Genomic DNA, 21,571 nt, shown 5'->3' on the forward strand with positions numbered 1-21,571 from the left:
TAATGGTTAATCCCGGAGGCGGAATTTCACAAACTCTAACCGTAGTAAACACCTGAGATGTAGACCAAGGGTTGAATGTTAAAGATCCAATACATTTATTTCTTACCTGTACTTCATAAGTTTTATAAGAACTTAAACCGGTAAGAACGTAAGTATTCGCAGGAGGTTGCGGAGTTGAAGGTAATGCAGGCCACCATGTTGGTGTGCCAACTTCTCTCCATTGCAATTCGTAAGTAGCACCAGCTGCAAGCGGGCTCCAAGTTACTAAAGCTGATGTTGGAGTAATGCTAGTTACTGTCACATTTGGAGGAGTAGGATCACATTTGGTTTTAAATTCACTATGTGAGAATACACCTACATTCGTCGTATTACAAACTGCTGCAACTTCTACTTCATAATCAGTAAATGGTAGCAAGTTTTGAGGGAAAGTATAAGTACCTGCTGTTACTGTAATAGGACCAGTGTTTGGCAACCAAGCACTACCTGTACCTAAAGGTCTGTATCTTATTTGATAAGTAGCTCCCCCTGGATCTAGAGGCCAAGTAAGAGTTGCTGAATTATGGGTAATAGAAGCTGGCACTACAGTCACTACAGGAGTTGCATTACTACAAACTCTTAGTACAATATTATCAATTGCCATTGGAGGTTGTGTACCAGCGCTACCGTTATTTCTCCATTGGAATACTAAACGCATTACACTATTGGCGAAATTGGTAAGATTTAAACTATTATTAGAATAAGACTGCCAAGTACCTTGTAGGTTATACTGTCCTAAAGAAACTCTTCCAGTTCCCGCAGTAATTAAAGTTCCTGCAACCGGTAAATATGTAGATGGCACTAACCAAACTTCCAAATAGTCATACTTGAAAGTTGTTCCTTCTCCTTGACCTTTCCAATCAAAAGAGAATGATGCAAGTGTAGTTCCTGCTGGAATTTGAATATCTCTGAATGCATGTACTGTACTTGCTGTGTGAGTATATGCGTTTGTTACCCCATTATCATTAGATATATATAATGATTGGGCAGGATTTCCTATTGCATTACCGCGTACCCATTTATTTGTCTGTGTTCCGTTTACTAATCCTAAATCATTAGCTGTAGTAAAGTTTTGAATATAAGGAAGTGTTGCCGCAATCTGTGTTGTCATAATAGATACAACATCAGATAAATCACTCGAATCTGTTCCGCTGCATATTGCTTTAATCCAAATATAATACGTAGTACTTGGAATTAACCCTGGAATTGTATAGGTAGTAGCTGTACCTGCAACAAATGGTACCTGAGGTGCTCCCGGAGGAGTCGTTGTTGTACTATAATATATTTGATATCCGTTTGCTGGCTGCGTTGCTGGTGGATTCCATGATACCGTAGCGGTATTTCCTGTTGCACTAACGGCAACAACCCCTAGTGGCTCTATACAAGTAGGAGCAACTCTCACTCTGAAATCATCAACACCTAAATAATAAGGTACTGAATTAGCAGATGCACTTACCGCAAAATTATAAGTACCAGTAGCTGTAGGAGTGTAATATACTTTATACTGAGTATAGCTAGCTGTAGTTTGTGTAGCAGTGATAAACGTTCCTAAGTTTGTAGCTCCCGTAGAAGATTGTGAAGAATTTACTAAAACACTTCCAGTAAATCCAGTATACTCAGGATTATGATAATAGAATGAAAATTCGTAAGTCGTTCCAGCTGTTAATGCAAACCCTGGTGTCCATAGCTGGCTTGCATTTGTATTACCCCATTGAATCCTAACATAATTTGCTGGAGATCTTGGTCCTGGAGACGTGGTCGATCCTGCTGCATTTGAAGATGTCCATGCATTAGTTCCAGTAACCTGCGCCCAGCAAGCAGGGACAATTCCTGCACCTAGAGTCGTCATTCCATCAAATTTTTCGGTCCAAGGTAAAGGAGTTGGTGCACATACAGTTCTAAAATTTCTTTCTGTACATGACGCTGATGTACCACCGGCATGATAAGAGTTTACTTTATAAAAGTATTGTGTGCTATTAGCTAATGCTGTAGGGAAAGTATATGACGTTACATTTCCTAAATCTACATTATTTAATGTTTGTGTTCCACCTGCCGTTGTACCTACTGTTAATCTATAACCTGTGGCACCTGCAACGGCTGCCCAAGTAATCGTAGGTGTAAGAGAAACTCCCACAGCCCCAGCAGCTGGTGCAGAAACAGTAGGACAAGGAATATTTTGAGTGGTAAAACTTCTCTCTGAGCATGTAGCAGAAGGCATTGTAGCACTGTAAGAACTTAAAGTATAATAGTATTGCGTGCTAAACTGCAATGTTGATGCTGCAGGAAGAGTGTAGGTTGTAACGTTTCCAAGATTTTGATTATTCAAGACATTAGTTCCTCCCGGAGTTGTTCCTATAGATAATCTATATCCTGTTGCACCACTCACTGAGTTCCAAGTAAAAGTAGGAAGCACAGATACTCCAGTTGCAGCAGCTGCAGGAGCAGTCACCGTAGGGCAAGCAGGAATTGGGCTTGGAGCCAGGCCTAAAAGTGTGGTCGCAGAGTTATACCCATTTCGTCCTCCAGCAGTTGGTGGAGAAGCAGGATTAGGAATAGTAAAATCGCTTCTATAATAGATTGATCTATTTGTTGCTGTGTTGTAAACATACATAGCATCTGCAAATCCATTTGAATCGTAATCAGGTGAATTTTCTCTTGCCGCAATCACTAAGTTATCTACGTTATTATAAGCAAAAGGTGTCGGAAAAGTAATTTCTACAACACCTGCGGTATTGGTTACTGTTCCCGTGAACACTTGAGTTAACCCCGCTGCCGCTATCCAATCTGTATCAGAATCAAAGGTAGTTTTGTTAGTATGACCTAAAAAAACAGTCCAGCTTGAGGAATTAGTAAGTACTGATGATGGGCTTAAGTAAAACTTAACACCAGTTATATTCCCAGCAGCAGCAGCATTTATTTCCGTTTTAGGAAAAATCTGTTGTACGTAGGAATATCCATAATAAGTACTAATCGGGGCAATTCCCGTAGTAGTACTTCCAACACCCAAATTGATTTGGGCATTTATACATGTGACTATAAATAATAGACACGAGAATAAAAATTTCTTCATAAATAGTAAATTAAGAATCTAATGAAGTATTAAAACAATTTTAAAGGCCATCAATGCGTTTTTCTGTAGAATCATTGACTGTAATTATTTTCATAATCGAGTTTCCTTTTATAGGAAATAGATAAAATGACAATTTCTGAAATAGAATAGCATAATTGCTTTTTATAAAATTTAACGCTATTAAATCATGAAATTGTATTAAAAATGTAAAGAATTTCTTCATAGGCATTATTTATTTATTAATTAAATACAAATCTAATCATTTTCTATAATTAAAATAAAGATTAAACTTTTTTTTTTACAATTACTTCATCAAAACCAAGCTTATGATTTCAAAACAAAAAAATCCCCAGGGTTTTCCTGAGGATTTATTATTATTAAAAAGAATTTGTTATTTCTTGATAAATTTAGAATTGAAACTTTCTTTTCCTTTATCTTCAATAGATATTACATAAGCTCCTTTTATTAATGATGAAACATTAATTTTTCCGTTGCTAATATTTCCATTACCAACTAACTGACCAGCTGCACTGTAAATCTTATAAGTAGCTTTATCAGAAACTTTAGTAACATTTAGGAAATCAGTTGCTGGATTAGGATAAATCTGAATACCGCTATTTGCAGCAGACGTTTCAGAAGTACTTAATGTAGGAGCAACAACAACATTATAGTCTTCAACTTCTCCATCATTTACATTAATTCCGCAAGCCCAAGATGCTGGACCTGATAATCCTAGATTATCTGCACCTGCGAAACCAAAAAATACTCTCATTCGTAAAGTCTGACCTTCTACAGCAGTTGCTGGCACTGTAAATGTACCTGTAAATGAAGAAGCATTGGTCACAGGAAAGTTTAATACTCTTTCATTTGCACTAAAAACACCATCCCTATTATAATCAATAAATACCATTGCTAAATTTGCAGCAGCAACATTAGCAGTTACAGTCATTGTATTAGGAACTCCCTTTATAAGATTAACCTGAAGAGCAGGGTTAGTTGTAAAATTTGAATAAATACTTCCTGCGGATGTATTGTTAAGGTTTGCAACCGTTACATTTGATATAAATAAGTTAGCACTAGTAGTTGATGATGCAGTACAATAATTTATAGGAAGGGTCGTAAAATTAACTGTTGTTGAATATGAACCTGTAGTACCTGAACATACCGATGCTACTTGCACCTCATATGCTGTAAGATCAGTAAGACCTGTCAAAGTTACAGTAGGCGTAGTAGATGTAACCTCTGTCCAGATAGTTGTTCCCGCTTTTCTATATCTGAAAATATAGGTAGCATTTAAAACTGGTGTCAAATTAATAGTTGCGCCATTTACAGTAATATTATTAGCAACTACTCCTATAGGAGCGGTACCATCACATGAAGTAAATGCTGCTACATTGATTGGACCTATTGCATAAAATACATTATTAATAGATGAGATTCTCAATTTAACAATTTGCCCATTTAATGATGCTGGGAAAACTAAATTTTCAGTTCCATCATTAGGAGTAGAGGCCACTAAAACAGTCCAAGAAGCACCATCATTTGTGGTGTAATCAATCTTCACATTTGCTACATTATATGGAGCCGCGGTAGTATTTGCAACAGCCCATTCTATTGGAGAAGCAAATCCCCCATTTGCGTATTGAGTATTAACTTTAAAAGGTCCGTCATTACCAACATTAATCGTTTGTATATCCGACTGTGTTTGCTGCTGGCTAACAATCGGGTGATTGTCTCTTACAGTAATAACAAAACTAGAGGTCCTTGGAACTGTAGAGACAGCTTCCCAACCTGTTGCTCCACTATTTAAAACCCCATTAAGAACTGATGAAAGTTTGGGGAAATAACGAGTTGGGCTCGTCGTTGGAAGAACTGATCTAAATGACGCCCCAAAAATTGTATTTCCTAAATTTGAAGCAGTAACAGGACTACCAGTGTATTGATTCCCTGTAATAACACCTGCTGCATCATCAAACTCTTCCCAAGTATATGTCATTGGGTCATTTTCCTGATCAGTTACAGAAGCTGTAAGAACAAATGCAGTACCTTTTGGAATACTGTATGTTGTTAATGGAGTTATAACAGGAGGATTATTATTGATAGATGTCTCAACATCACAAGTTTTATCAGTCAAATTATCCTCAACCTGAAGTATACTCGCAACATGGAAATAAGGGTCTGAATTCATTTGAACATTAGCGTTAGTAATTCCTGCATACCCCATGATAGTAGACCCCGATCCCGGCTCCATATTTACATAAGTTCCTTCTATAACATGTGAATAAGTGTGATTAGCACCTAGCTGGTGCCCCATCTCATGAGCAACATAGTCAATATCAAAAGTATCTCCAGACGGAGGATTAGCTACCGTAGGATTTACAGAACCCGTTGCTGGAGATGTAATACCAGAACCCTTTCCATAAGGATTTGCAGTTGTTGGGTTAATACAAACACAACCAATACAACCTGCACTTCCACCACCTCCAGAAGCACCAAACAAATGACCTATATCATAACCTGCATCCCCAACTGTTGCGGTAAGTTTTTGCTGTAATGTTAAATTCCATGAAGTTGGAAAATTATTAGCATTCGTAACTGTAGCATATCCGTCAGTTACCGGATTGTCATAAATTAGTGTAGGAAAATTCAATACATTTAAGTGAAGAGCAAAGTCTTTTTCAAATACTCCATTTACTCTTGTCATTGTAGCATTAATTTGAGCGAGCGCTCCAGCTACACCACCAAAAAACTGAGTATATTCTCCAGTCACAGACATTGCCAATCTCATTGTTCTGAATTTTTTATCAGAACTTTTCGCAAAATTTGACCCCTGATTTGTAAATGACTGTCCTGGAACTTTTAATTTTTCCAATTCTGCCACTGAAATAGGATTTTCTGATGTACTACACGTAAATGCTTGCCCAGTTGGCTTATTCGTCTTTGGGTGTACTGCATATACTGTTTTAGAAGAATCAGTAGCCTCTATAAATTCATATTCTCCAGCTTTACTAATCATAGATTGAAAGTCATTCGGAGCCACTGAAAATCTCACAAATTTTGTAGGATCATCCAAACTTACCCCCGTATAAGAACCTAATTGGTATTGATCTGCTAATTCTTTAGCCATAACTGGAAAACTGTAAACAGCAAACTTCTCAATCTTACCATTTAAGTTTGGTAAGGAAATATAAACAGGTTTAGCATTAGGTCCACTTTCCTGAGCATTTTTTAATTGAGATTTAATTTGTTCTAAATCTAACTTGTAGTAAACCTTTAATGTACCGGCTTTTAAATCTGATGCTCTATTCTTTGAATCTAATTTTGGAGTAGTTGGTGTCCATTGCCCAAAAGCAACAGTTCCCATCAACCCGCAAAATAAAGCAGTAATGAGTTTTTTCATAAAATTGAATTATTTTTAATTGCCAAATATACTTGTTTTCATTCATTTTTCACACAAAAAACTAAAGATTAACGCCAATACTATAAACAAAAAATCCTCAGGTTTTTCCTGAGGATCCATTCGTATTACAAAGAAAATTTGTTATTTCTTGATAAATTTTATATTTTCAGATACACCTTTATCACTTACTGTAATGATATATGTACCTCTCACCAATTCAGAAACTCTAACTTGGTTGTTGTTAATTTCACCAGCTTTTACAATCTGTCCAACAGCATTATGAATTTCAAATTTAGCTTTGTTTGAAACTTTTGTGATATTTAATACATCCGTTGTAGGATTTGGATAAATTGCAAATGTTTCTTTAACTATTTCATTAGTTCCTAATACGCCTAATGACAATGCTCTAGTCTGTTTTTTCGCATATGAAGAACCTACAATAACATCAGCTCCTCCTGTCGTTTTAATATTATAATATCCTCCATTATCAAAAATACCATCACCATACAAATCATTAATAGTGAATGTATAACAATCATTAGTATTTAACTGCCAGTTTTGTGTAATTAAAGCAGGAAGAGGAGTAGAAGCCGTCGGATTAGGAACGTCAGGGTATGCAGCGCTACTATAAACAGTTGTACCTGCGCTATTTTTCAGATTCCAATTTACCTCAGTACCCCAATAATCTAATTGTAAATTAAATACAAAATTAGTTGCTGTATTTGTAGCAACAGCAGGATTATTAAAAGTTCCAGTTAGTGCATTATTAGCAACTCTTTGATCAGCTACACCATTTACAGAGGTAAGATTAATTGTCAAAGCTCCGTTTGTTGCTGTTGTAGGAACTGGCAATGACACGATTTCGTACTTATCTAATGCTATATTACCTGTCCAGTTATAAGAATAAGCAGTCCCATTTATTGTATAAGGAATCACTGCAGAAGTAAGAGCAGAAGTACCTCTATTTGTAAGAATAATCTTAATTGTAGATCCAGAACACAAATTATCTAAAGAACATACACTTTCAAACTTTATTTCAGCATCATTAGGAAATAATGGAATTGCTACATCTTTTGTAGATGTTTTTAATTCAACTCTTCTAGGAGAGTTATTCATTACAGCTGTAATTCTATCTTTCTGATTCTGTGTGAAAATATTCATACATGTATCATTGGTATAATCCATATAGTTTCGCACCATCTCTATCTCTCCCTCTGTACAACCTACTATATTAGTGTTACATAAATAGTTAGCAGTGTGAGCAGTAGGTGTATCTGCACAAAAGTCATTTCCACAGTTAGCATCACCCCAAATATGTCTTAATCCCAAAAAGTGACCAACTTCATGGGTCATTGTTCTTCCTTTATCATAGGGAGCATTCATAGGAAAAGCTCCAAAGTCTGTACTTCCAAAAGTAGAATAATTAGCAACTACACCATCTGTGTTTGCCGCACCACCAGAAGTATTAAGACCACCAAGCCCAGAGTTAGAAGGGAATTGTGCATATCCTAACAATGTGTTATCAGAAAAATTCACACTCCACATATTCATATATTGTGTAGGAGCCCAAATAGTTAATGGTTTTACATAACCATTGATATTACCCGTTGACCAATCTGGATAACACAAATTAACTCTGTCTATACCATTCGTGGGATTGCCATTAGCATCTACTTTTGCCAATGCAAATTGTATCATCGTGTCTGCACCTACAGCAGTTGTATTGAATCCTGGAGTTCCCGCCATTCTACGGAAATCTTGATTCATTACAGTAATCTGAGACTGAACCTGCTCATCTGTAATATTTGCACCAGTACCGTATGCTTCACCTGAGTGAATAACGTGTACTACCACTGGTATTGTAACAATACCTCCATTTTGAGACTTATTTAATTTTGCATTTTCTATCAAAGGATTGATCCAAGCTTCAAACTGAGCATCGGTCAACCTTTTAGGATCAGTATCTTGTAAATACTTTTCATATCCTGTAGAAGCACAACGAATTACACCATTGGGGCTTTTAACCTCGTTCATGATGTATGCTTTGCCAAAACCTTGCTTTCCATCATCAAATTTTTGTCCGTACATATTTGCACTTACAGCTGCTGAGAATAGAAAAACCAATTTTGAAATAGTAATTTTTTTCATTTTAAATTAATTTAAATATCTCGCAAATATAATATAAATTACAATTACATTAATATTCTATTAATTTTATTTTAAAAAAACCATTACTTTGCTTAAGTAACAAACAATAACAAACACTTATAAATTATTAAAAAAATAAATACAATGCGTTATATTATCATTATGACATCACTAATATTATTTATCATATCAAGTTGCAAAACAAATACAGCTTCTCATGAAAAAACAATATTTAAAACTGAAAAAATATCACTCTCTGAGCGTACAAGAGGTACTATAAGAGATTTTACTCTATCAAATGGAAAAATGGTATCTTCTATTAATGGAAATATTACTACCCAAGAAATATCTCAAAATGACTGGTCTAAAATTGTAGAATACACGGAAGAAATAAACGTAGAAGGTATTTCAAAATTAGAAGCACTATCTACTAAAAGATTCAGCGATGCAGCATTAGCCTCGCACATTACGATTACAAAAAATGGGATTGACTATCAATCTTCAACATTTGACTCTGGAAATCCGCCTTTAGAACTTAAAAATCTCTACAATGAAATTCAAAGAATAATAGAAACAAAGAAGAGCAAGTAAAACCTGCTCTTTCTTTTAAAACTTATACGCTATATTCCAAGCAAAACCCATATTAAACTTATTGGAGCTTTTTCCAAAACCGGGAACGATCATCGGAACAACGTCATCCTGTTTTGAAGTTACCATTAAATAGCGTGGCTGCATACTGACATCAATGTAGAAATTAGAGGTAAATAACTGTACTCTTCCACCTAAGTTTCCTTCCAACCAAAAAGACGACTGTGAAGAAGAAGGCATTGAAACGGAAGAACTGTTTCCAGCAAAACCACGCACCGGAATCTTCATATATTCCTGAGTGTAAAACGACCCGCCAATTTTTCCGCCTCCGTAGAAACCGTTGAAATCATTTTCAGGATCTCTTGCCAACATATAAAAGGCTCCGATTTTAATGAAGGGACCGCTTGCTTTAGCATCATAACCGTTATTTTGGTAAATATTTTTATCAAAACCAGCCTCTACAATTCCGTGAAGATTATCTTTTACTTTAGATGAAATAAATCCCTGAAACATTTGTCGGTCTGAGAAAAATGAAGCACCGGCATTCAAAATATCAACTCCTACAATAAAATTGGGTTCATATTTCCATTTTGGTTTATCAGCTTCTTCTTTTTCCTGTGCAGAAAAATTCAGCAAACCGAAAACACTAAAAATTAAAGAATAAATTAGTCTTGTCTTCATTTTCTATAAAATTTTGCCCTTGTTCAACACTTTTCAATGAGTTCGGAGCTGATAATACTGAATTTACATTTTCGTAATTTTTCTTGACACCACATGCTGGAGAAACGTAAATACCTTTGGTTGTGTAATTGACTCTTACTCTTGTAGAATCCTCTGAATCGAGTGTCTTTACATAGATATCAGTAAAAGGAGATTCATCTACACGTAATGGAACAAAGATAGAATCAACTTGTGAAAAAGTTCCCAAGGTTACAATTTTTGAACCGTAATCTACAAAAACTTTTATTTTCTCAATCTTTGTAATCTGATTGCCCTTTTTAAATGCAATTTTCATTCGTGGTGTACCCTCACCACTATCGCAGATATCATCATCACTTCCACATGAAATGACCGATGACAATGCAAGAATGAATATGATAAATTTAAAATATTTCATATTTAAATCTTTATTTTGGATCTAAAGCTTTCTCGATACGGAAAACCAAGTCTTCATTATGATATTTGTTGACCAAATCATTAGAATTATTTTTTGCTAAAAGATCTTTTTTAATGGTATTTAAATTTCCTCTTACGATAGCAGAAACATCAGATTTATCAGAATTTTTGTTATCAATTAATCTTATTAAAGTATCTACGTAATTTCTCTGAAGATTTCTTCCGTAAATATCTGCGTTATCTTTTTTAATAATTGAATTATTAAGATCTGAGAAAAATTCAACCAATGGATATGAATTTTGGTCAACTGCTTCAGATTGATAAAGACTTTGAAGCACCATTGGACTTAAAACTCTTCCTAAAACAACATTCTGAATTTCTTCAACCGTTTTTACAGGAGTTTTACCTGTCTTCTCAAAAATATCTTTCTTAAGCAACCATTGCGGAGTGGTGAAAACATTTTCATTTAAGAATTTCATCGCCTCTTTCTGATCTTTTTTGGCTACCACTTCATAGACTGCACCAGATTGTTCTGCAGTTTTCGGAGTTTCCATTTGTCCACCGATATATTTTGAAACGTGACCTAAATATCTTTTAAACTGTGTCGTCACCTGATCATACATCATATCGAGATTTTTATAATCTTCGTTTGGTGTTTTTGTCCATTGATCTAAGTTATCAACAATTCTTTGTAGGTTTTTGATTCCGTAAGTACTTGCAATCATCGCATTGTCCCCTACTTGCTCGCTTTGAGACCTTGGATCTAAAGGATTAGTCTCTGTACCAAACCAAAGTCTTTCGTTTTTAAGATTTTTGATTACCCATTGATTCAGAAATTGCTTTTCGGCATCCGGAGTTTTAAACTGATTAAATCTTTTATATCCCCACTCGATTGCCCAATCATCGTAATCACCAATTCTTGGGAAAATTCCGGCATCACCAATTTTATCTTCTGGTTGTGCAACATAATTAAATCTTGCATAATCCATAATTGAAGGAGTGTGACCATTTTTCTCCAACCATTTTTTATCTCTCAACTTTTCAACAGGAACCGTAGAGCTTGAACCGTAGTTATGTCTTAAACCTAAAGTGTGACCCACTTCGTGAGAAGACACAAAACGGATAAGTTCACCCATCAGTTTTTCGTCAAACTCCATTTTTCTTGCTCTTTCATCATTTGGAGAAGCCTGTACAAAATACCAGTTTCTTAGCAACAACATTACATTGTGATACCAATTGATGTGACTTTCTAAAATCTCACCCGTTCTTGGATCAGCAATTGAAGGACCTGAAGCATTCGGTACATCTGAAGGTTTATAAACGATTGCTGAAAATCTTGCATCTTCCAAACTCCATTCTGTATCTACTTTCGGATCTGGAATTTTAGCAACAATTGCATTTTTAAATCCTGCTTTTTCAAAAGCTTTTTGCCAATCATTAACTCCCTTCATCAAATAAGGAACCCATTTTTTTGGAGTCGCAGGATCGATGTAGAAAACAATCGGTTTTGCAGGCTCTACCAACTCACCTTTATTGTATTTTTCTAAATCCTGAGGTTTTGGTTCAAGACGCCATCTTTTCACTAATGAAATCCTTTTTACTCCCTGAGGATCTAAATCGAAATCGGTATAACCTACTGTAAAATATCCTACTCTCGGATCAAAATATCTTGCCTGCATTTTGTTTTCAGGAAGAAGTACAAATGAAGAATTGATCTCTACAGTATAATTTCCACTGATTTTTGGTGCAGGTCTTCCCGGAATTGCAGGTGTTGCAGGCGTTCCTAAAGTTCTTGCAAAAGTTTTAGTGGTATTAATTTCAATATTCGTAGGGAAAGATTTCACAAAATTCACGAATGACATATCTTTCTGGAAAGCCCCGACTCTATACGAATCTTTAGACCAAACCGAAAAAGAAGTCAACTCATTATCAGAATTCAGAACATCTGTAACTTCAATTACAGAAGAGTTGTTCTTTACTCCGTAAGCTTTTACATCAAAAGATTTAATGATAGACTGCACATTATTTCTCGTCACCGAATTATACATCTGCGAGGTAGAATCTTTCGCATAATCCACATGAGAAATCGAACGCAACAAGATTTTATCTTTCGGTCCTTTTTCAAAAGCAATCACTTGCTGTCCGATTTGGTCACCTGCATAACCAGAAGTTCCTGAACGCATTCCCGCAGCTGCTTTCGTTAATCTTGTTACCAAAAGAAATTCCTTTTTCAGCATAGAATCCGGAATTTCAAAATAATATTTGTCATCGACTTTATGAACCGTAAAAACTCCCTGATCTGAAACCGCTTTATCAGTAATAATTTCTTTAAATGGCTTAATCAGGCTTTTCTTTTTATCATCTTTCTTTACTACGGCAGTATCTTTTTTTACAACAGTAGAATCTTTCTCTTTTTCTTGAGAAAATAAATTCTGCTGAGTAAAAAATAATGTACCAACTAAGAAAACAGCTTTACAGTTCTTTATCATATTCATTAAACTTTTTATTTTTCTATTTTCAAATTTAAGTAATTATTTCTTGATAAGCAGTGCAATATTCTCCACGTGGTGGGTTTGTGGGAACATATCTACTGGTAAAATCTTCACCAAAGTATAATGCTCTTTCATTAAAGCTAAATCTCTTGCCTGCGTTGCAGAATTACAGCTTACATACACCACTTTTTCAGGAGCCAATTTCAAAATCTGCTCAACTACTTTCTGGTGCATTCCGTCTCTTGGTGGATCGGTAATTAATACATCTGCTTTTGGATGGTTTTCTAAGAATTCGTCATTGAAAACGTTTTTCATATCACCACAATAGAAAGTCGTGTTGGTTAAGCCATTCAATTCAGCATGTTCGATGGCTGCATCAATTGCTTCCTGTACAGACTCAATTCCAATTACATGTTTTGCGTTTCTTGCAACATATTGAGCAATTGTTCCGGTTCCTGTATATAAATCGTAAACCACTTCATCACCTTTTAAATCAGCAAACTCAAGTGTTTTTCTATATAATTCTAAAGCCTGTTTGTAATTGGTTTGGAAGAAAGATTTCGGACCGATTTTAAATTTCAAACCATCCATTTCTTCCATTAAAAACCCGTCACCGAAATATATTTTGATATTTTGATCGTAGATTGAATCGTTTTGCTTAGGATTAATGGCATAAACCAATGTTTTTATTTGTGGGAATTGCTCCAACAAGAAGTCAAAAAGTTCTGTACGGTTTTCTTTTTCTTCTCTGTAAAGCTGGAATAAAACCATCCATTCTCCCTTGGAGTTTTGTCTCATCATCAAAGTTCTTAGGAAACCTTTTTGCTCTTTAACATCAAAAAAGTCTAATCCTTTATTCTCAGCAAATTTCTTTACTGCCAAACGAATCGCATTCGATGGATCTTCCTGAAGGAAACATTCTTTTAAATCTAAAATCTTACTCCACATTCCCGGAATATGGAAACCTAAAGCGTCCCTGCTTCCAAAGTTTTCTTCAGAACTTATTTCGTAATGACTCAACCATCTTGCATTCGAGAAAGAAAATTCCATTTTGTTTCTGTAGAAATACTGCTCTTCAGCACCCAAAATAGGAATGGTTTCAAAATCATCGATTCCACCAATTCTTTTGATATTGTTATAAACTTCTTCCTGTTTAACATCAAGCTGCTTTTCGTAGCTCATATTTTGCCACTTACAACCACCACAAGTTCCGAAATGAATACACTTCGGCTCAACTCTGAACGGTGACTTTTCGACAATTTCTTTTACTTCAGCCTCAAAATATTTTGATTTTGATTTTTTTACTCTTGCATTCACCACATCTCCAGGAATCGCTCCGGAAACCAGAACAGTTTTCCCTTCTTCAGTTTTTCCTATCGCAACCCCTTTTGCACCTGCTGCAAAAAGTTTTATATTCTCAAGAATTACGTCTTTCTTCTTTCTCATATCAATTTCAGTATGATGAAGATAGCTTTCTACCCTACCTTCATCTATTTTCTATTTTTTCTAATAATTTTCTCTGAAACCTTTCAGTTTCAATTTTGTCTGCAAAAATACAATAAAAAAAAACCTTATCCGAAGACAAGGTTTTTTTTTATATTTTGTTTAAGCTAATTATTTTGCTTCAACCGGAACTTTCTCAACTTGAGGAGCCGCTTGTTGCTGTAAAGCTGAAGGATCAATCTGCAATTGAGCTGCAGGATCTACTTTTGGAGCTGAAAGACCTGTTTGCTTATCTAAGATTGTAATCAAATCTTGATCACCTAGATTTACAAAAGATCTGCTTGCTACTTTACCATTTTTATCAACTATGATGAAGCTTGGTAATTTAAAACCGTATACTCCATATTTTTTAGCAATATCAGAGTTTAAGCCTCCGTCACCATACACATTAGTTCCAGGAATTCCTTTTAATAAAGCATTGCTTGTTTTTGTAAACTGATCTTTGGTATCATCTAAATTTACGAATACAAAATTCATTTTAGACTTATAGAAATTCACAACTTCTTTTAAAACAGGCATTGTACCTTCAGCAATATAAGGATTCCAAGATGCGTAGAATACTATCATGTAAGGTTTTCCTTTGTTCTCGCTTAATTTATAAGCTGAACCGTCTTGTTTTATCAAAGAAGCTTCTGGAGCATCATCACCAATTTTGAATCCGTTGATTACGAAAAGCATTTTCTTCAAATCAGCTTTAATAGTAGCGTCTTTAATATCTTCTTCGATAATTTTTTTGATTTTATCAGTTGTAGCAGCTGGAGTTTGTGGATGTACATCAGACTGAGCCATTACAAAAGCCAACAAATAATCTTTCTCAATTTGAGAAACTTCTTTTTTACCTTTTAAGAATTCATTAAATAATTCTGAAGTTGTAATATCTGTTTTTCCCTGTGCTTTTGCCTGAGCAAATGTTTGGAAATCTGTACTCATTTTTGTTAAAAGATACTGTCTGTAAAACGGACTTGTTTTGATCATGGTATCTTTATTCTCCTGAAGTTTGGTTTCGTAATCGGTGAATACTTTTGCCAGCTTAAACGAAGGATTGTTACCAGACATTTGCTTTTTAGTCATTTCATAATTTACCAATAAATTAAGAATAGCCGTTTTAGCATCTATTTTTTTCCATTCAACAACCTCTTTTCCAGGGTTGAATTTCTTTACATTTTCTTCGATGTTTTTATTGATATCGGCTTCAATTTTCTGCATTGCCTTTACATACGCAGCTTCATCACCTGCAGTCAACTGTTGAATATTCAAAGTCTGACCGTAAGTCGTAAGGAATTTTTGGCAAGCTTGAAAAAAGTCGTTATCACTTTTTGCATCCCCTGTAACTACATATTCGTTCGGGAAACTAGCAGAGTTACCTGAAATATTAAGCTTCTGACCTCCTTTAAGGAAAATAAGATTCTGTTTTCCTGCATAGTTGATCACATACATTCCGTTTTTTGGAGCTTCAAAAGTTCCTGTAAAGTTTCCATCTTTGTCGATACCAAAGTTAGCCAATGGCAAGGTAGCAACACCGGAAGCCTCTACAAACTCAATTCTCTCTAATGGAGAACTGCCTGCAATTTTTCCTTTTACTTCAACTTTTTTTGAACAAGACATTGCAAATATTGCAATGACAAACAACAAAAGATATTTTTTCATTTTTGATTTTAAATAATTCAACAAAAATAAGTTTTTCAAATATACTAAATGCAATATTTGAAGGTAATTTATGAAAGATTTAACTAAAAAAAATCGCCTTCACAAAGGAAGACGATTTTTTATAATTTATTTTAAAACAGATTATCCTCTGTCTGCATAAGCAGCCATGTATTCTCTGTTCATTCTTGCGATATTCTCAAGAGAAATTCCTTTAGGACATTCTATTTCACAAGCTCCTGTATTTGAACAGTTACCGAAACCTTCTTCGTCCATAGCTTTCACCATGTTTAGAACTCTACGTTTCGCTTCTACTCTACCTTGAGGTAAAAGTGCGTACTGAGAAACTTTAGCTCCAACGAATAACATTGCAGAACCATTTTTACAAGTTGCAACACAAGCTCCACAACCGATACAAGCAGCAGCATCCATTGCTTTGTCTGCATCTTCTTTAGGAACCGGAATTGCGTTGGCATCCAAAGTATTTCCTGAAGTGTTTACCGAGATAAATCCACCTGCAGCCATTACTCTGTCGAATGCGCTTCTGTCTACCATTAAATCTTTGATAACAGGGAACGCAGCACTTCTCCATGGTTCAATAACGATAGTTTCACCGTCTTTGAACATTCTCATGTGAAGCTGACATGTTGTAATACCAGTATCCGGACCGTGAGCTCTACCATTGATGTAAAGAGAACACATACCACAGATTCCTTCACGACAGTCGTGGTCAAAAGCGATAGGTTCTTTTCCTTCGTTGATAAGGTTCTCGTTCAGAATGTCTAACATCTCCAAGAATGAAGAATCTGTAGAAACATCTGATATTTTGTAGGTCTCAAACTGACCTTTAGTCTTTGTATTTTTTTGTCTCCAAATTTTCAGCGTAAGATGAAGGCCTTTTTTTGCACTCATAATTATTTATTTATAGGTTGGAGATTATTTGTAACTTCTCGCTTTAACTTCGATGTTGTCATAGATAAGGTCTTCTTTATGAAGAAGTTCTTGTTTAATATCATCACCCTGATATTCCCAAGCTCCTACATATTTGAAGTTAACATCATCTCTTTCTGCTTCACCTTCCGGAGTCGCATGATCTTCTCTGAAATGTCCTCCACAAGATTCGTTTCTGTGTAATGCATCGATAGCCATTAATTGACCCAATTCGATAAAATCGGCAACTCTGAATGCTTTTTCAAGCTCGGTGTTCATTCCTTCAGTTTCACCCATTACTTTTACATCTTTCCAGAAGTTCTTTTTCACTTCGTCGATTTCTACGATAGCTTCTCTCAAACCTTCAGGAGTTCTTCCCATCCCCACTTTATTCCACATAATGTGTCCTAATTGTTTATGGAAATAATCTACTGAATGCGTTCCTTTATTATTAACAAAGAAATTTACTTTGTCTTTAATTTCTTTTTCAGCTGCGTCAAATTCAGCAGAATTGGTAGGAATTTCTCCCGTTCTGATGTCTGCAGAAAGATAATCTGCAATCGTGTAAGGAAGAACGAAATATCCGTCTGCCAAACCTTGCATCAAAGCAGAAGCTCCTAATCTGTTTGCACCGTGGTCTGAGAAGTTTGCTTCCCCAACAACGAAACATCCAGGAATTGTAGATTGTAAGTTATAATCAACCCAAACACCACCCATTGTGTAGTGAACGGCAGGATAAATCTTCATTGGAGTTTTGTAAGGGTCATCCGCAGTAATTTTTTCATACATTACGAATAAGTTACCATACTTCTCTTCAATCCAAGCTTTTCCTAAATCATAGATTTGCTGTTCTGTAGGATTGTGAATATGTTTTTCGATAGCAGATTCTTTACCTTTTTTCATGATTTCTGTAGAGAAATCTAGGTAAACACCTTCTTTAGTTTCATTATTTTCGATTCCGAAACCAGCATCACATCTTTCTTTACCAGCTCTAGACGCAACGTCACGAGGAACTAAGTTTCCGAATGCAGGATATCTTCTTTCTAAATAGTAATCTCTATCTTCTTCTTTAATATTTTCAGGTCTCAATTTCCCTTCTCTGATGGCAACTGAATCTTCAATTTTCTTAGGAACCCAGATTCTTCCAGAGTTTCTAAGAGATTCAGACATCAAAGTAAGTTTAGACTGCTGTGTTCCATGAACAGGAATACAAGTCGGGTGGATTTGTACATAACAAGGGTTTGCGAAATACGCTCCTTTTTTGTGGATTTTCCAAGCTGCAGAAACGTTTGAACCCATTGCGTTAGTAGAAAGGAAATATACGTTTCCGTAACCTCCAGAAGCAATTACCACTGCGTGAGCTGAGTGTCTTTCGATTTCACCTGTTACCAGGTTTCTTGCGATAATTCCTCTTGCTTTTCCGTCTACGATTACCAATTCAAGCATTTCGTGACGGTTGTACATTTTTACTCTTCCTTTTCCGATTTGACGGCTTAATGAAGAATATGCACCTAATAATAACTGTTGACCAGTTTGCCCTTTTGCGTAGAAAGTTCTTTTAACCTGAACCCCACCAAATGAACGGTTATCTAATTGTCCGCCGTAATCTCTACCAAATGGAACCCCTTGAGATACACATTGGTCAATAATATTTGCAGAAACTTCAGCTAATCTGTAAACGTTTGCCTCTCTCGCTCTGTAGTCACCACCTTTGATGGTATCGTAGAACAATCTGTAAGTAGAGTCACCATCACCTTGATAATTTTTAGCAGCGTTGATACCACCTTGAGCCGCAATAGAGTGTGCTCTTCTTGGTGAATCTTGGTAGCAAAATGCCTTTACATTATATCCTTGCTCAGCCAAAGTAGCTGCAGCAGAACCTCCTGCCAAACCTGTACCTACAACAATAATATCAATCTTATCTCTGTTGTTTGGTGCAACAAGGTTCATATGGTCTTTATGATTTTTCCACTTATCCTTTAAAGGACCTCCTGGAATTTTCGAATCTAATTTACTCATATTAGTATATTGATATTATTGAGTTACGTAATGAAAAATTGCAATAAAAATAAAACCTGCAGGAATAAGGATTGAATACCAGTTTCCGAAAGCTTTAATAACAGGAGTGTATTTTTGGTGTCTAGCTCCGATCGACTGGAAAGAAGACTGGAAACCGTGTGCCAAATGCAGACCTAATAATCCGAAAGCAACAACATAAAGAGCCACTCTCCAAAGGTCGTGAAACTTGTGGTGAAGCTCTGCCCAATATCTTGTCTCATCTGGTGTATTTGCCTGAATGTACTTGTAGTTCATTTCAGGAAAATAAAAATCATAAAAATGCAATACCAAGAAAGCTAAGATCACAGCTCCGGAAATAATCATATTTCTAGACATCCATGTAGAATTAGCCGCTCCGTTGTTGTTCGCATATTTAATCGGACGAGCCTTGTTGTTCTTAATCTCAAGAACGAACCCCATTGCAAAATGGAAAATCACTGCAAACATCAAAATCGGCTGCATCAGATACTGCACCGCCGGATTGTATCCCATAAAATGAGAAGCCTCATTAAAAACATCTTCGCTAAAAACGGATGTCATGTTGGTAGATAGATGCATCACTAAGAATATCAGCAAAAACATTGCTGAAAGTGCCATAGCATATTTTCTACCTATTGTAGAACTTGTTAAACCTGCCATATTAAGTTTAAATTTGAATTTCCACAAAATTAGGAAATGTTAACAATACTAAAAAGTGAGAAATCTCACTATTAGACAGTTTGTAATCTTTCTAAATAAGATTCATAAGTATATTAAATACAAGAAAAAGCATTAAAATTTGAGATTACTTTAATTCATAAATTTTACCTTCAAACTTTACCATTTTAGCCGAAGCCGGAAAATTTTTGATTTCTAAATTTTTTATCCTCCGTGAAGAAACATAGGGATTGATAATATACTGTTGAATTTTATTTTTATCATCCGAAGAATTCATCCAAAAAATTGCCTTATTTCCTTTTTTCATGGAAATAATATTTTCTTTTTTCATGGAAATAATATTTTCTTTTTTATAATGATGTACTAAAAACTCATCTTTCTGGTTTTCAATAAGATTAAAAGAAATTCTGATAACTAAAAATACGGTAATGGCTAAAACTATATTTGAAATATTTCTGAAACTTATTTTATCAAGCATAAATTTTAGGAAATAACCAATCCCAAACAACACAAAAACCTCAGCTAAATTTAAAGGAATATTTTCAAAGAAAACGGCATCGAAATCAGCAAACCAATGAATTACATTCAGCAAAATCTTAATAATAAAATCGTAACACCAATTAATTATTTCAAAATCTAAATTAAAACCAATCAGCGCAGTCATTAAAAAAGAAAAGATAATGATAAGCTCCGAAAACGGAACAATTATAAAGTTCGCAATAATTGAAATCAATGAAAACTGATGAAAATAGTACAAAACTAGAGGCAATGTCGCCAATTGTGCTGCAATAGAAATAGAAATTGTATTATAAATCAGTTTTTTGAAAAAATTATCCTGTCTCGGAAGGTATTTTAAAATCGGTTGATTCAACCAATAAATCCCCAACACAGCCAGAAAACTCAACTGAAAACCTACATCAAAAATTTGCTGCGTATCAATCATTAAAATAATAAATGCCGAAAGTGCCATTGAATGGAGCAGATCTGGTTTTCTTTGAAGCAATAAGTAAATAAAATATACAGAAATCATGATGCAAGACCGCACCACAGAATTTCCAAATCCAATGAAAATGGCAAAAATCCAGATGAATAGTAAACTGATAATGATGGCATATTTTTTCAGGCGAACAGATGCAAACCTCATCATCAGGAAATAAAACATCCCGAAAATCACGACGATATGCGTTCCTGAAATAGCAAGAAAATGCACCAAACCAGAACGGTTAAAATCCTGAACGGTTTCAGCATCAATTTCTGTGCGGTCTGCCAAAATTATTCCTTTTAAAAATTCGCGACTTCGGAAAGACATTTCAGAATTGCTAATTTTCTGCAATGTTTCAAGACGTTTTTGCCTGATCTTTTCTGAAAAACTCAAATCGCTTCTTGCAGCAGACGAGATTTCTCCGTTAATATAACATTGATAGGAAATATTTTTTCGCTTTAAATATTTTGAATAATCAAACTGAAAATCGTGTTCCGGTGATTTTGGCTGAACCAGATAGGCTTTTGCTTTATAATAATGATTAAAATCTAATTCCTTCCGAGCTTTTTCAACATTTACAATCGCTTGAAAAGACCGATTATCAACCTCAGCTAAAACCTCGTACTTTCTATATTTTTCGTTCGAATTTAATTTTTTTGAAACTTTAAAAATGATGGTTTCATTAGTTTTTACATCAACATTTTTAACATTCAAATTATTATAAAAATGAAAAGAAATTCCTAATCCGAAAAATAAAATCATCAAAAGGAAATTTCTGATTTTAAATAAAATCTGGCTTTTCAGGAAAAATAATCCGAAAATAATGACAGAAAAAAGTAGAATTAGAATGATGGAATTTTGCTCAAGAAAAAACTCATCCTGAAAGAAAATTCCAAGAATAAAACAGAGTACAACAATCAAAAGAGGTTGCTTGTTCAAAATCATTT

13 protein-coding genes are annotated in these 21,571 nt (G+C 35.0%); 1 reads left to right on the plus strand and 12 read right to left on the minus strand.

Going from position 1 to position 21,571, the window contains the following annotated elements; all coding sequences use genetic code 11:
• The 3 genes from AB671_RS17330 to AB671_RS17345 all read right to left on the minus strand — a co-directional run.
• Window positions 1–3,106, minus strand: a 3,106-nt coding sequence (locus AB671_RS17330) for a fibronectin type III domain-containing protein (protein ID WP_185114138.1), incomplete at its 3' end; no start/stop codon positions are given.
• Between the two features lie 391 nt (window positions 3,107–3,497).
• A complete protein-coding gene (locus AB671_RS17340; protein WP_066681687.1) occupies window positions 3,498–6,506 on the minus strand; it encodes a reprolysin-like metallopeptidase in 3,009 nt (1,002 codons plus the stop codon).
• A 141-nt stretch (window positions 6,507–6,647) separates the two neighbouring features.
• On the minus strand, window positions 6,648–8,654 hold the full coding sequence (locus AB671_RS17345; protein WP_066681684.1) for a M43 family zinc metalloprotease: 2,007 nt from the start codon (window positions 8,652–8,654) through the stop codon (window positions 6,648–6,650).
• A 144-nt stretch (window positions 8,655–8,798) separates the two neighbouring features.
• Between AB671_RS17345 and AB671_RS22335 the strand changes: the two genes are divergently transcribed.
• Window positions 8,799–9,245 carry a hypothetical protein gene (locus tag AB671_RS22335; RefSeq protein ID WP_157444240.1) on the plus strand — a complete coding sequence of 149 codons (447 nt, stop codon included), beginning with the start codon at window positions 8,799–8,801 and terminating at the stop codon, window positions 9,243–9,245.
• Window positions 9,246–9,260: 15 nt separating this feature from the next.
• Here AB671_RS22335 and AB671_RS17355 read toward each other — a convergent pair whose 3' ends face one another.
• From AB671_RS17355 to AB671_RS17395, 9 genes are all read right to left on the minus strand, one after another.
• Window positions 9,261–9,923, minus strand: a complete 663-nt coding sequence (locus tag AB671_RS17355; RefSeq protein WP_066681682.1) for a DUF6048 family protein — start codon at window positions 9,921–9,923, stop codon at window positions 9,261–9,263.
• Window positions 9,889–10,359: a DUF6452 family protein gene (locus AB671_RS17360; protein WP_066681681.1), complete on the minus strand. Its 471-nt coding sequence runs from the start codon at window positions 10,357–10,359 to the stop codon at window positions 9,889–9,891. The genes AB671_RS17355 and AB671_RS17360 overlap by 35 nt, the downstream gene beginning before the upstream one ends.
• A 10-nt stretch (window positions 10,360–10,369) precedes the next feature.
• Window positions 10,370–12,847: a zinc-dependent metalloprotease gene (locus AB671_RS17365; RefSeq protein ID WP_185114137.1), complete on the minus strand. Its 2,478-nt coding sequence runs from the start codon at window positions 12,845–12,847 to the stop codon at window positions 10,370–10,372.
• A 42-nt stretch (window positions 12,848–12,889) separates the two neighbouring features.
• Entirely contained in the window at window positions 12,890–14,296 is a 1,407-nt protein-coding gene (gene rlmD, locus AB671_RS17370) for a 23S rRNA (uracil(1939)-C(5))-methyltransferase RlmD (RefSeq protein WP_066681677.1), read from the minus strand.
• 168 nt (window positions 14,297–14,464) lie between these two features.
• Entirely contained in the window at window positions 14,465–16,000 is a 1,536-nt protein-coding gene (locus AB671_RS17375) for a TlpA family protein disulfide reductase (RefSeq protein WP_066674583.1), read from the minus strand.
• Between the two features lie 141 nt (window positions 16,001–16,141).
• The gene (locus tag AB671_RS17380) at window positions 16,142–16,909 is read right to left on the minus strand and encodes a succinate dehydrogenase/fumarate reductase iron-sulfur subunit (RefSeq protein WP_066674586.1); all 768 of its coding nucleotides are present in this window, start codon (window positions 16,907–16,909) and stop codon (window positions 16,142–16,144) included.
• A 24-nt stretch (window positions 16,910–16,933) separates the two neighbouring features.
• Entirely contained in the window at window positions 16,934–18,946 is a 2,013-nt protein-coding gene (locus AB671_RS17385) for a fumarate reductase/succinate dehydrogenase flavoprotein subunit (protein ID WP_066674588.1), read from the minus strand.
• Window positions 18,947–18,961: 15 nt separating this feature from the next.
• On the minus strand, window positions 18,962–19,624 hold the full coding sequence (locus AB671_RS17390) for a succinate dehydrogenase cytochrome b subunit (RefSeq protein ID WP_066674590.1): 663 nt from the start codon (window positions 19,622–19,624) through the stop codon (window positions 18,962–18,964).
• A gap of 145 nt (window positions 19,625–19,769) precedes the next feature.
• Window positions 19,770–21,569, minus strand: a complete 1,800-nt coding sequence (locus tag AB671_RS17395; protein WP_082987346.1) for a ComEC/Rec2 family competence protein — start codon at window positions 21,567–21,569, stop codon at window positions 19,770–19,772.
• Between the last annotated feature and the right edge of the window lie 2 nt (window positions 21,570–21,571).

This window comes from Chryseobacterium sp. BGARF1, from assembly GCF_001677955.1.
Lineage (GTDB): Bacteria > Bacteroidota > Bacteroidia > Flavobacteriales > Weeksellaceae > Chryseobacterium.